This is a genomic window from Allobosea sp. P1_A7, assembly GCF_056406775.1.
Window position 1 is genome coordinate 37,748 of sequence record NZ_JBFTZN010000054.1, and the last position, 12,999, is coordinate 50,746.

General features: G+C 63.5%; 8 protein-coding genes. 4 read left to right on the forward strand and 4 right to left on the reverse strand.

Annotation, left to right across the window (positions count from 1 at the left end; genetic code table 11):
* Positions 1-10: 10 nt before the first annotated feature.
* The 3 genes from AC1D34_RS12090 to folE form a co-directional block, all read right to left on the reverse strand.
* A complete protein-coding gene (locus AC1D34_RS12090) occupies positions 11-2,443 on the reverse strand; it encodes an arylsulfatase (protein WP_476824311.1) in 2,433 nt (810 codons plus the stop codon).
* A 464-nt stretch (positions 2,444-2,907) separates the two neighbouring features.
* On the reverse strand, positions 2,908-3,402 hold the full coding sequence (locus tag AC1D34_RS12095) for a 6-pyruvoyl trahydropterin synthase family protein (RefSeq protein ID WP_476824312.1): 495 nt from the start codon (positions 3,400-3,402) through the stop codon (positions 2,908-2,910).
* Between the two features lie 26 nt (positions 3,403-3,428).
* The gene (folE, locus tag AC1D34_RS12100; protein WP_476824313.1) at positions 3,429-4,094 is read right to left on the reverse strand and encodes a GTP cyclohydrolase I; all 666 of its coding nucleotides are present in this window, start codon (positions 4,092-4,094) and stop codon (positions 3,429-3,431) included.
* A 246-nt stretch (positions 4,095-4,340) separates the two neighbouring features.
* Here folE and AC1D34_RS12105 point away from each other — a divergent pair, with 246 nt between their 5' ends.
* The 3 genes from AC1D34_RS12105 to AC1D34_RS12115 all read left to right on the forward strand — a co-directional run bounded on the left by AC1D34_RS12105 (position 4,341) and on the right by AC1D34_RS12115 (position 8,518).
* Positions 4,341-4,802: a putative pterin-binding protein gene (locus tag AC1D34_RS12105; protein ID WP_441493515.1), complete on the forward strand. Its 462-nt coding sequence runs from the start codon at positions 4,341-4,343 to the stop codon at positions 4,800-4,802.
* Between the two features lie 60 nt (positions 4,803-4,862).
* On the forward strand, positions 4,863-7,259 hold the full coding sequence (locus AC1D34_RS12110; RefSeq protein WP_476824314.1) for a putative bifunctional diguanylate cyclase/phosphodiesterase: 2,397 nt from the start codon (positions 4,863-4,865) through the stop codon (positions 7,257-7,259).
* 569 nt (positions 7,260-7,828) lie between these two features.
* Positions 7,829-8,518, forward strand: coding sequence for a hypothetical protein (locus AC1D34_RS12115; RefSeq protein ID WP_476824315.1), 690 nt, complete (start codon positions 7,829-7,831; stop codon positions 8,516-8,518).
* A 367-nt stretch (positions 8,519-8,885) separates the two neighbouring features.
* On the opposite strand, the gene AC1D34_RS12120 is transcribed toward AC1D34_RS12115, so the two are convergent.
* Positions 8,886-9,713 (reverse strand): class I SAM-dependent methyltransferase, encoded by an 828-nt coding sequence (locus AC1D34_RS12120; RefSeq protein WP_476824316.1) that lies wholly within the window; start codon positions 9,711-9,713, stop codon positions 8,886-8,888.
* 737 nt (positions 9,714-10,450) lie between these two features.
* Here AC1D34_RS12120 and AC1D34_RS12125 point away from each other — a divergent pair.
* On the forward strand, positions 10,451-12,999 hold a 2,549-nt coding region (locus tag AC1D34_RS12125; RefSeq protein WP_476824317.1), incomplete at its 3' end, for a methyltransferase domain-containing protein.

Consider the following 12,999-nt stretch of genomic DNA (forward strand, 5'->3'; position numbering starts at 1 on the left):
CTGGCTGCGTTCACTGCACCGGCTCGAGCTTGACCGTCAGCTTCTTGATCTTGCCGGTGAACTTGAACGGTGGGTCATAGCGATGCTCCAGCAGCGCGACCCCGGTGCGGGTATCCAGGCCAACATCGAAGCTCTCGTCCTCGGGAAACGTGATCGGGATGGTATGGTCCATCGATTTTCTGGCCACTTCCTGTCCGTCGACGGAAAGGACGCCGGTGCCGCCCTTACCCAGGCCGGGGCCGTCGGATTTGAAGTCGAAGACGATGCTGTGTTTTCCCGGCGTCAGTTCCGGCCCTTCCCAGATCGTCCGCTGCAGATCGAGGAGATTGTAAAGGAACACAGGCTTGCCGCGGCCGATCCCCAATTCGCCCTTGCTCAGGAAGAGGCCATAACCACCGAAGCGTCCGCCCTCGGTCACGATCATGCCTTCGCCGCCGCCCTCGGGAATCTCGACCTCTGCGGTGATGGTGTATGACTTGTCGAGGATCCTTGGGGCAGCGCTCGGCGGCACACCGGACAGCTCTCCTGAATAGGTGAAGAGCGTTCGGCCCGCGGTCAGGCTCGGACGCGGTGTGTTCCAGCGCGCGAGCGACGAATTGTCGAGCGGCAGTGCGTCGTACTTCTTGGCTTCCGAATAGAACAACGCCTGCATCTGCTTGACCTTGTCCGGCAATTTCGCAGCCAGGTCATTGGACTCCGTGGGGTCCTGCCTGATGTTGTAAAGCTCCCAGTTGTAGCCCGTGATCACATCCGGAGGCGTGGCCGTGCTCAGTGCCCAGGGCAGGGTCGCCGGCGTCGTGGCCGCCACCCAGCCGTCATTGTAGATCGCGCGGTTGCCGAGCATCTCGAAATACTGGGTCTTGCGCCGGGATGGCACGGTCACACTCGCCTTGTCCCAAGTGTACATCATGCTGACGCCGTCGAACGGACGCTGCTTGATGCCGTTGAGAGTAGCGGGGGCAGCGACACCGGTCGCTTCCAGAATCGTCGGCACGATATCGATGATGTGGTGGAACTGCCGCCGGATACCGCCCACATCCTTGACACGGCCGGGCCAGGACATGGCCATGCCCTGGGCCGTTCCGCCAAAGTGGGAGGCGACCTGCTTGACCCATTTGAACGGCGTGCTCATCGCCCAGGCCCAGCCGGCGGCAAAATGCGGAAAGGTTCGCTCCGAGCCCCAGAACTCGTACCAGAGCAACTGGTCCTTCACGGGCACCGCAACGCCGTTGAAGGTGGTGAACTCGTTCGGCGTGCCGTTGAGCATGCCCTCGGCGCTCGCGCCATTGTCGCCGCTGATATAGATGATCAGGGTGTTGTCGAGCTGACCGAGGTCCTCGACGGCCTGGATGACCCGTCCGATCTCGTGGTCGGTATAGGCGAGATAAGCTCCGTAGACATCCATTTGCCTGGTGAAGAGCTTTTTCTCCTCCCAACCGAGCGAATCCCACTCCGGCAATTCTTTGGGCCAGGGGGTCAGCTTGGCCTCGGCCGGCATGATGCCGAGCCTCTTCTGGTTGGCGAAGATAGTCTCGCGCAGCGTGTTCCAGCCGCCGTCGAAGAGGTGCATGTCGCTGATCTTGGTGATCCACTCCGGCGTGGGATGATGCGGCGCATGCGTGCCACCGGGGACATAGTAGACGAGGAACGGCTTGTCCGGAGCGACCTCCTTGAGCTGCTTCATATGCTGGATGGCCTCGTCGGCCATGGCTGTGGTCAGGTTCCAGTCCGATGCGCCCTGGAACGGATAGATCGGCGTCGTGTTTCGGAAGAGATTTGGCTGCCATTGGCTCGCGTCTCCGCCGACGAAGCCGTAGAAATAGTCAAAGCCCAATCCGGTCGGCCATTGATCGAATGGTCCGGCCTGGCTCGCCTGGTAGAAAGGTGTGTTGTGGTTCTTGCCGAACCACGAGGTCGCGTAGCCATTCTCTCTAAGGATTGTCCCGATCGTGCCGTTCTCCTTCCGGATGATCGAATTGTACCCTGGGAACCCCGTCGCGATTTCGCCCACCACGCCGAAGCCGGCGACGTGATGGTTGCGCCCGGTGATCAGCGCCGCGCGCGTCGGTGAGCACAGCGCCGTGGAGTGGAAATTGGTGTAGCGGATCCCGCTATTTGCGATGCGGTCGAGCGCCGGAGTTGGAACAACGCCTCCAAAGGTGCCCGGCGCACCGAAGCCGACATCGTCGGTCATGATGAGCAGCACGTTGGGCGCGCCCTTTGGCGGCACGATGCTTGGCGCCCACCAAGCCTTCGATTCCGAAGCCTTCTGGTTGATCACTCCGCCGAATCTCGGATCGGGGGGCGGCAACTGCTTTCCGCTCAGCGTCGTCGTCGCGCTTGGCGAACCTAGGGTGCCAGTAACTTGCTGAGCCAGTGCCGGCAGGTAGACCAGGGTGAGAAGGCTCGCGGCGGCGAGGGCGCTGCGACCGAGTTTCGCCATAGCAAACTCCCGCTGCCTTGAAGGGACCGGTACATCGCTGCGAAAAAACTGCGCTCCCACCCGGGGGACCGCCCATCATGATCTCGGTAAAACAGGAGGTCTAGGCAGAATCGGACGCTTTGACCGCTGAAGACGGGAAGGAATTGCCACGCCGCGATCGTCAAGCCGACAGCATACCGAGTTCGGTCCCAATCCGGCATCCACGACCTGATCTGACGTGCGTCGCGCGGAGGGGGCGATCCTCACATGGCCTGCGCTGGATGTGCCGTTGCGATCGGCGGCAGCCCGCATCGCCGATCAGGGCGCGACGTCGGGGCTGAACCGTCTGTCGCCTCCAGGGTGACGGATCTGCCCCGCTTCCCCCGTAAACTCGCCGGAGCCGATCCTCCGGATTGGCCTGAAAGGCGGTAGGTCGGCCCGCGATCTGGCCTGCGAATGGGGCGCCGGCTTTGAAGCGTCAGCCGTTAGCCCTGCCGACGCTCGAAGATCGCCGAGTTTCCGTCGTGCTCGCGGACCTCGACCGATTCCRGCCAGACACGCTCGCCGATCTGATTGGCAAGCCAGGCCGCAACATGGTCGRACGTGTAGCGCGCCGTCGCCTCGCAGCCGACTGCGGGCATGATCCGCAGGTCGACAAGGCCCTTGTCGGCCAGCCCCTGGAACGCGTCGAGATGCGGGTCGTCGGCCGCGACAATCATCGTGTGGTCGAACATGTGCTTCAACCAGGTCTTGATCTCCTTCATCCCGCCGAAGTCGAAGCACCAGTTGCGCTCGTCGAGCTCGTGGGTGGCGAAGATGAATTTGAAGGACAGCGCATAGCCGTGAACCAGGCTGCAATGCGAATGCGTTGCGCGCCATTGGCGGAAGCAGCAGGACAGGCCTTCGACGAAGTCATAGGTCTTGGTCGACCGATAGACGTCCCGGTGAACGGTCCGCGCAGGCTTGTKGTCCTGCATCATTGCAACGCTGTCCATTGATCTGGGCCCTAATACCGTTCCAGAGATGTGCATTCCTGTATGAATTCGGCCTTGTATGACGCGTTTGTGGCAAACTCGCCGTAGAACGAGCTATTCACCATGCGGCTGGCATGGCTGGCCCGAACGCCGCGATGGGTCTTGCACATGTGGACGGCGCTGATCCTCACCGCCAGGCCGCGGGGATTGGTGGTCTCGACGATATGCTGCTCGATCTGCTTGACCAGCTCTTCCTGAATCTGGAGGCGGGCTGCGAAATGCTGGATGATGCGATCATATTTCGACAGGCCGATGATCTTGCCTTCCGGCGACGGCAGCACGCCGATGAAGGCCACGCCATAGATCGGCATCAGGTGATGGGCGCAGGTCGAGCGGACATCGATCGGGCCGGTGACGATCAGCTGGTCGTAGCTCGTGGCATTGTCGAACTCGGTGATCTTCGGCGGCGGGTTATAGCGGCCGTGCAGGAGTTCCTCGACGAACATCTTGGCGACCCGCGCCGGTGTATCGCGCGTGTTATGATCGTTCTGGTGGTCGATCTGCAGAATATCGAACAGCTCTTCGATCTTCTTCGCAGCCGCGGCCCGCATGTCCGCCCGCTCGGTCKTGTCCAGGTAGCCCTCGACCGCGTGGTTTCCGAGGCGGGCTGAATTCGGTAGGCTATTCGCTCGTGACATGTTGCATCCAGATGCCTTCGTGGGCGGTAGGGGTCGCACGTGGGTCGGGTTAGTACGTCAAAATCGCAGAGGAATTCGCGGGGTTCTTGTGTAAGTATATCAATAATTTAACCGATTTCCGCTTTAGAGGTTTTTAATGGCCGGCTCGTAGGATTTCGAGCTTGGACCGATCGGGAGCCCCTCATGTCTATAGACACATTGCGACGTGGAATCACCCTGGGCGCGATCTCGTCCATTGGTCTGCTCATGGCCGGGACAGTCAGCGCCCAGACCTTGGCCGCTCCGACGGACAAGGTCATCCTGACGATATCCGGAAAGATCTCCGTGACCAATAGCGGGGATTCCGCACAGTTCGATCGCGCCGCGCTCGAGGCGATGGGGCTCATGACAATCGAAACCAATACCCCGTGGTACTCCGGACCGCAGAAATTCGAAGGCATCTCTCTCGATAAACTGATGAAGTCGGTCGGCGCCAAGGGCGACACCGTTCAAGCGATCGCACTCAACGACTATACGACAGAAATACCACTCGAGGACTTCGCGAAGTACAACGTCATCCTGGCGCTGAAGCGCAATGGTGAATACATGCCGATCCGGGACAAGGGGCCGCTGTTCATCGTCTATCCCTATGACAGCAACCCTGAGTTGCGCAGCCAGAAGTTCTACAGCCGCTCGGCCTGGCAGGTTTCAAAGTTGATTGTCCGCTAGGGAGAGGGTAGATAATGGCAACTGTCTAGCATCTGTGGGAGAATCTGCCGGGATTAACTCATGCTGAAGATGCGGAAGATAGAAACCTTTCTCGGGGCCGTTCTTGTCGGCCTCGTTTTGTCTGCATTGTATGTATCAAGTCTTATCGTCGAGCAGCAGAATCTGATCCGACAGACGGCGCGTTACAATGTAACCTGGCTTGCGAGCCAGTCCGTCGTCGAGCTCCAGCGCTTCCAGGAGCGCGTCGCCAGCTTCAGCATTCCGTCCAGCAAGGTCGACGCCGACGAGGTGGCGCTGCGCTATCAGATCCTGCTCAACCGCCTCAGCCTACTCAGCTCCGGCGAGTTCGAGGAGTTCGTCAATCAAGGTGCCGACAGGCGCGCGACCGTCGATGAATTCCGCCAGGCCCTGGCCGAGATCGAACCCTGGGTCGACMATCTCAACCCAGAGAATGCCGCGCGGATCCGTGCGCGACTGGCGCCGCTCGACCAGAAGATGTCGAGCCTCGCGGCCGCGGCCAACCGCATTTCCGGCGATCAGGTCGATGGCGATCAACGTGAGCTTCTGAGCCTGCACTGGTTCTTCTCGGGCATCATCATGACGCTCGTGCTGATGTCGCTTGGCCTGGTCCTGCTGCTTCATTTTCGCAACCGGCTGCTCAATCATGCCCATCGCGAGATGCATGTGCTGACCGACGGGCTGAAGGACGCGAAGGGCGAACTCGAACGGGCCAATGAGGACATTTCCAGCAAGAACGACAGTCTGAAGAATCAAAACGAGATGCTGGTGCTGCGCGACATCGAATTGCGGACCCAGAACCAGCGCTTCGATGCGGCCTTGAACAACATGTCGCAGGGATTGCTGCTGGTCGACGGCGAACACCGCCTGATCGTCTGCAACGAGCGCTTTCGCCAGATGTTCGAGCTGCCGGCGTCGAGCACCAAGCCGGGGGCGAGTCTTACGACCGTGGCTGACGAGCGCTTCGCTGCCCTGCTCGCCCATCAGAAGGCCATTGCGTCGGGACCGCGATCGGCGACGTTCTCGTTCGAGCTGGCCGCCGGCACGGTCTGCTCCGTCTCGCAGCAGCCGATGCCGGATGGCGGCTGGGTTGCGACCTATGAGGACGTGACCGAGCGCCGGCRCTCGGAGGAGCGCATTGCCTATATGGCGCATCATGATGCGCTGACGGATTTGCCGAACCGCGCTCAGTTTCGCGAACATCTGGAGCGCGCGCTCGAACTTCATCACGGCGAGGCCGGCAGTTTCGCCGTGCTCTATCTCGACCTCGATCGTTTCAAGACCGTCAATGACACGCTCGGTCACGAACTGGGCGACGCATTGCTGAAATCCGTCAGCGTCCGATTGAAGAAGGCGGTCCGCGGCAGCGATATCGTCTCTCGCTTCGGCGGCGATGAATTCGCTGTCCTGTGTCGCGGATACCCCGATCTCGACGAGCTTCGCCGCATCGCCACCCGCATCGTCGAACGCATGGGGCAGCCTTTCCGCATCGCCGGTCGCGACATCAGGATCGGGACCTGCGTCGGCATCGCGATGGCCATCAAGGATGGCAGCGATTGCGATTCGCTGCTGCGCCATGCCGACATGGCGATGTATGCGGCGAAGAATACCGGACGGGGGACCTACTGTTTCTATGAAGCCCCCATGGAAGAGCAGATCGACGCGCGGCGCGCGCTGGAAGATGCGCTCCGTCGGGCGCTCCAGGAAAACGAACTGGAGGTCTACTATCAGCCCATCGTCAATCTGAAGCGGATGGAGATCGTCAGTTTCGAGGCGCTGCTGCGCTGGACCCACCCGGTCCGGGGGGCGATCTCGCCGGCAGAATTCATCCCGGTCGCCGAGGAGACCGGGCTCATCGTGACGATAGGTGAGTGGGTGCTGCGGCGCGCCTGTGCCGATGCGGCGCAATGGCCGAACGGCACCCGGGTATCGGTCAATCTGTCGGCCGTCCAGCTCCGCAACGACGACTTCGCGCAGATCGTGTTCAGTGCGCTGGCTGGCAGCCAGCTGCCGGCTCATCGGCTCGAACTCGAGATCACCGAATCCRTGCTGCTTCAGGACAGCGATGCAACGCTCGCCGTGCTGCACCAGTTGCGCCGCTTCGGCATCCGCACCTGCATGGACGATTTCGGCACCGGCTTCTCCTCGCTCAGCTATCTGCGCAGCTTTCCCTTCGACAAGATCAAGATCKACCGGTCCTTCGTCAAAGACATGCATGTGCAGGAGGATTGCCGCGCCATCGTCACCTCGATCGCCCATCTCGGGCAGAGCCTGAACATGACGACCACCGCCGAGGGCGTCGAAACCCGGGAACAGCTGGAGGCGGTCATGGCGGTCGGCTGCACCGAGGTGCAGGGCTATTATTTCGGGCCGCCGACCCCCGCTGCGGATGTCGCGCAGGTCTTCTCGCGCCTGGAGAAGATGCGTCTCGCGGCCTGACGCCGCAGGTCGCCTGCCGGGTAAGGGGGCGACGTCGCGCCGCAGCCACCAATCCCGGCACAGGATCCGTTCCGGCCGACGATCCTGGCGGCCTCGCGGCCGTCCTCCCGGCCAGGCGGGGAGCCCAGCCCCGGCACCGCCGCCGGCAGGCCAGTCCGCCGGAGACCAGCGCACCCTCGCGCATCGTTTCCCGCGACTGCGCCGCCTCGATCCTGCCCGGCAGGCAGGGGCTTGAGCCTCATCCTTCGAACGGAGGATGACGTTCGCAAGGCTCCTTCCTAGTTTCCCAAGGCTGCCTCAAGCGCCGCTTCGGCGAGGCCAGGCAGCAATGGGATAGCCGGATTCCGTCCGGGGCCGAAGCCGATCTGCGTCGGGCCTGGGTGGGGAGGGGCAGGCGAAATGCCGTCGATCCATGGAATGCACGCACGGGCGGGAATGGCCAGGCGCGGGGACCATGGCGCAGCCAAATGCCCTGAAGTCAGCGCTCGGTTCCCGGGCGCCCAGGCAAGACGGAGAGGCTCGCGATGATCCTGGAGATGTTTGGGCCATCCGGGGCCGGAAAAACGACGATGGTTTCCGCCCTGACCGCCCATCTGCGCGGCCTCGGCTATGTCGTAAACCCTCGGATCGGTGTGCGGGCCCATCCGCTGAGGCGCGGGATTCTCAAATGCCTGGCCAGCGTCAAGCTGCTCAGGTCCGCCGGTCCGGCCGCTGGCGTCGCCGAGCTCTTCCGGATCCTGCCGCCGAAGGATCGGCTTTGGTTCATTCGTCTGTATTGGCACCTGGCCTTGCTCCATCACGAATGGACTGCGGCACAAGCCTCCGATGCGATCACGATCTTCGACCAGGGGATGGTCCAGGCGGTGGCCTCGCTCATCCTGCTCAGCGGCATAACCGACCGCGACCCCGTCGGACGCGCGCTCGACATCGTGCCGAAGCCGGATCTGCTCATCCGCTTCGAGGCGCCACGTACCCTTCTGGAGGAGCGCCTTCGGGATCGCTGGCAGAAGATCGGTCCACTTCAGCGCTACCTCGAAATCGACCTGCAAGGTAGCCTGGACCATGTCGACCATGTCGACCTGATCTCCGACATGGTCAGCGCACGCGCGCTCCCCATGATCCGGATCAGCAGCATCGATGCCCCTAGCTGCGATCTGTCGATCGATCGGATCACCGCCGAGGTGCAGTCCAGGATGCGCCCATCGCGCGTTGTCGCGGAGGAGCCCGCAGCACGTGGTTATGCGGCGCTCTCACATTAGATCATCCGACTGGACATCCGCGTATCCGGTCCGATGATCCAACCCTCCGTGAGTTCCCCGGCCTTCTCGAAAACCGCACCCCCCGTTCTCGGGTGATGCTGTGGCGCCTGGGTCGGGGCGGGGGATCGGCATTGGCTCGGGTGACCTGAGCTGCCGGCCGCGGTGGAGGTCGCCGCGATCACCGGCCCTGTCGTCGAGGCTGTCGCTCGCGACATCCCGGATTTCACTCGGATGGCTGCCTCTGTCCGGGCCCCCACGATCGGGCTGGCAGCGCAGCTCCGGCGCCACGCAGCTTGAGCCTCGACGGGCGGGAGAGCGCAAGGAGGCCCGCGGTTTCCCCGCGAGCCCATGCACAAGCTCATCGGCGTCAGACGGAAGCGCTCCGTCGCGATTTGAGTTCGGTCGGGCGCAATGGCGAGGACACGGTGTCCCCAGGTTCGGCCACGGCGGCAGACGCCCGTTGCAGCATGCCGAAATAGTGCGAGCGAAAGGCGGGGAAGAATGTCAGCGCCGGATAGAGCGGATCGGTGAGAGCGCCGAGACGGTAGGCAATGGGGGGAATCAGCGTTCTCGAGGCCAGTTCACTCTCGAACTCGGGAAACAGGTCCTGGATGTGGCGCCGTGTCATGGCCCTGACATTGCGGTTCCAGGGATTGGGATAGCGCATGTCATACCAGATGATCACCCCGTTCGGAGTCAGGACGCGATTGATCTCGCGCGCCACGTTCCTGGCCATGAGGGGGCTCAGAATCGAGGAGAACACCGTGAAGACCAGGATGAAATCGAAATGCTGGTCGGGAAACGGCACATTCTCCGCATTGGCTTCCGTGAACGACACCTCCGGGCATTTTCGTCTGGCGGTCGCGAGGGCTTCCGGAAGCAGGTCGATCCCGAACAGGCGGTCGTTGGGAAAACCGTAGCGCTGCAATCGGCGGACCAGATCCCCCGTCCCGCAGCCCAGGTCGAGGACACGATATTGCTTGAGGGGAGGGGCCGCTTGCCGATCGAGCAACCCGTACAGGGCTACATCGCGATCGCGCACCATGCGCAGGCGTCCGGGGCGTCTTTCCCTGTCCGGGTCTCTGCGATCCCTCTCCGCATATTTCGCATAGGCGGATTTGATACGCTCGACCTCGGCCGCTGTTGAGTGATCACAGATATCATAGCTGAATGGACGCATTTGAACGACCGGCATCGCAATCTCCCAGGCTGAATCGCCGATGGCTTCTCGCCTGCGGATGCTTGGGGGCGTGTCACCCGCTCCAGGCGTCGGAAGCTGTTGGAACGCTGCTGACAACAGGGCAGGCGGGGCGCCCGAGCCGGCATCCTGCGTACCCACCGAGGCTCGGTTGCCGCTGAGCCTGAGCTCTCGCCTCATGCGACCATCCGGTCATCGAGACGCATGCGAGGATCTGGAGCCGAGGCGCCCACGGTCGGCGTTCAGGTCGCACAAGAAACGAGGACTCCTCCCGCTCGGGGCTTCGGTTTCAAAGGCCAGCTGCGCCCGAGCGAGCCAAGCCTGTCTCTGGTACGCGCCAGGCAGGCACTCGGCATCCTCCGAACGAAGGATRACCCGGCATTTCCTGGCTGTCCGGCCGCCCGTTCCGGCCCCTGCGCCGAGGCGCCGGCAAGGGCGCAATCGAGGCCGGCTTCGTTCATTCGAAGGATGAACTGGCCGCGCCCCAGGCGTAGCCGGTTGAGGTCAATCCCGCAGCCGGCCGCCGAAGACAGGGTTGATCCGATGCGCGACGAACAACCGACGCCGATCGTGGGACCTGTGGGGTCGCCTGCTGCACGGTCTCCCTGCTTCGTCAGGGTGGAGCCGCCATCGCCGCCGAACGACGGTAATCACGGGAGCAGAGTGTCAAAACGCCGGAGTGCGCCCGGCCCCCAATGCAGTGGCACTGCCTCTCAATGCAAGGGTATCGGCTTATGATCATTGATCTTTTCGGTGCCACCGGTGCCAGCAGAGCAAGCTTTGCCAGCGAATTGTGCGAGAGGCTCCGCGAGAGCGGCCAGACTGCCGAGATCATTCAGGGCCACTGGCCCGCGACAGGGGATCCGGCCCGCGACCCCCCGGGCCAAACCACCGGGCATGTCTACCGCGGCATTGGCAAATGGGCCGCGGCGGCGGTCCTCCCGCTCAGTCGCAGGCTCGGTTTCTGGCCCGGCTTCGATATCCTCGCCATGCTGCCGCCGGCCAATGCGGCCTGGTTCGGCGTCCTGCGCAACTATAATGCGAGCCTGAGCCATGCCTGGTCGGAGGCGGCCCGGTCGGACCAGATCGTGATCTTCGAACAAGGCTTCGTTCAAACCGTCTGCCTGCTCGCCACGCATAGTTGGGCCCTGAGCGCGGCTACCCTGGAAGCAGCCCTCGAACAGGTGCCAAAGGCCGATCTGATCATCTGCATCGATGCCCCCTCGGAGACGCCCGAAACGGATTTCGGAATGAGCCACGCCGCGGCGCCCGTCATCGCTCGCGCCGACGGCCTCTTGCATGAGCACGAGACGCCGGTGATCTCGCTCACCTTTCACGACGAGGCGACGCTCGGCAGCGCGCTGGACGCAGCCGTCGAGGAGGTCCTGGCGAGGCGCCCGGTTCGCGCCCCGATCGGCACATCCGCCGCGGCAGCGGCAGCCGACCGTGCAGCAACGCGCCCCGGTCCGGCTCATCCCGCTGTGCCGGTTCGGGGCGCGATCGTGGCAGCCGGGAGTGTCGCCGCTCCCCAGCGGGCCATTCCGCTCCCCAGCATGCGTGCGCTGCTGCCCTATCTGATCGGGGCCTTTCTCGCCTTTCTCGTCGAATTTCTCGCCGCCAGGGTCATCGGCGCCCATAGCTACGGCATCTATGCCTTCGCCTTCGCCTGCGCGAGCGTGGTCGCCTACAGCTCCACGCTGGGTTTCAATATTTCGCTGATGCGCCTCCTGCCAGCCTATCTCGCGCGGCAGGAGAGCAGCCTCGCCCGGGGCGTGATCCAGTATGCTGTCCGCAGGACGCTGGCGACCGCGGTGGCGATCGCCGTGCTCGGAGCGACCTTCATCACCATGTATCCCGGGACATTTCGGCAGGAGGTCATCTCAACCGGTCTGATGGCGCTGGCCGCGACACCTCTGCTCACGCTTCTCCTGATCAGCGGCTCCGTGACGCGCAGCTACGGCGGTGCCCTGTCGGTCCTCACGATCGAACGTGTCGTCCTGAACGGGCTCGTTCTCGGCATGATCTTCCTGACGGCCTGGTACCATCTCTGGCCACGCGATGCGACGCTCGTCATGGGCTCCACGCTCGTCGGGTCGGCGATGGCGGCGATGGTGCTCGTGCCGACCCTGCGGGAGGTCCGGCCACAGGCGGTCCGCATGGCCGTCGCGAATTATGCCACCACCGAATGGCGCTCTTCCATCGCGCCCCTTACGATGATCGTCGCCGCCGAGATCGTCCTGAACCGGGCCGGTGTCATCGTGCTCGGCCTCGAGGGTTGCATTACCAAGGCCGGTATCTTCGGCATTGCCCTCAGCATGGCGACGCTGACGACGCGCCCCCTGGTGGCTTTTGGCCGATCGATCCTGCCTCTGGCCTCGCGTTTCGGCGGCGGGGATGATCGACCGCAACTTCAGGCGCTGCTGAGCCACTCCGCCAGGCTGTCATTGATGGCGGCGGTCCTGATCTCGGTTCCGCTGCTCCTGCTCACCGAGCCCTTGCTGAATTGGCTCGGCCCGGATTTCGAATCCGCGGCCCCCGTCCTTCGCATCCTCCTGATCGGTCAGGTTATAGCGGCCGCTTTCGGCTCGCAGCAGTCGCTCATGACGATGGCGGGGCACGAGCGGGCTGCAGCCGCGACGCTGATCGTGGGCGCCGGGGCGAACATCGTGGCCACGGTTGTGGCGAACCGGTTCTGGGGATTGACCGGCGCCGCGGTGGCATCGGTTGCCACATTGATCGCATTGAACCTGGCGCTGGCCATCTTCCTGCGTCTGCGCCTTCAGATCAGGCCCGGCCTGGCCCTGGCCGTGCCTCCGGTGCCGATGCATTGGTCCAGATCGCAGCTGGTGAACGGACACAGCGGTGCTTCGGCCGTTGGCGCGACCTGGGAGTGGGAACCCCAAGGCGGAGCGCACGGGGGCGGAGGCCTGGGCCGGCCGAACGTCCCGCAATCCGAATCCTACCGGGTGGGCTCGACCGGTGCAGGCTATGGCCGGCGCTATGTCAGGACCTTCGCCGAGGGCTATTACGCCATCAACTGGCGCGAGATCGAAGCGCCGTTGCTCCGGGAGATCCTTGCGGGGCTGGCGGCCCGCGGCGCGTCGAGGTCCCTCGATTTCGCCTGCGGGACCGGGCGCATCCTGGAACTGCATGAAGAGGCCTTCGACGACATCGTCGGCGTCGATATTTCGCCGGAAATGCTCGCCTTCGCGCGCGGGCGCTACCCTGAAATCCGCTTCGTCGAGGCCGACCTGACCCAGACCGGTGCGACCGAGTCCGTCAG

Bases quoted from the DNA above. Each gene is read 5' to 3' on its own strand.
- AC1D34_RS12105 (WP_441493515.1), top strand. From the start codon at position 4,341: ATGGCCGGGACAGTCAGCGCCCAGACCTTGGCCGCTCCGACGGACAAG.
- AC1D34_RS12115 (WP_476824315.1), top strand. From the start codon at position 7,829: ATGGTTTCCGCCCTGACCGCCCATCTGCGCGGCCTCGGCTATGTCGTA.
- AC1D34_RS12090 (WP_476824311.1), bottom strand. From the start codon at position 2,443: ATGGCGAAACTCGGTCGCAGCGCCCTCGCCGCCGCGAGCCTTCTCACC.
- AC1D34_RS12120 (WP_476824316.1), bottom strand. From the start codon at position 9,713: ATGCCGGTCGTTCAAATGCGTCCATTCAGCTATGATATCTGTGATCAC.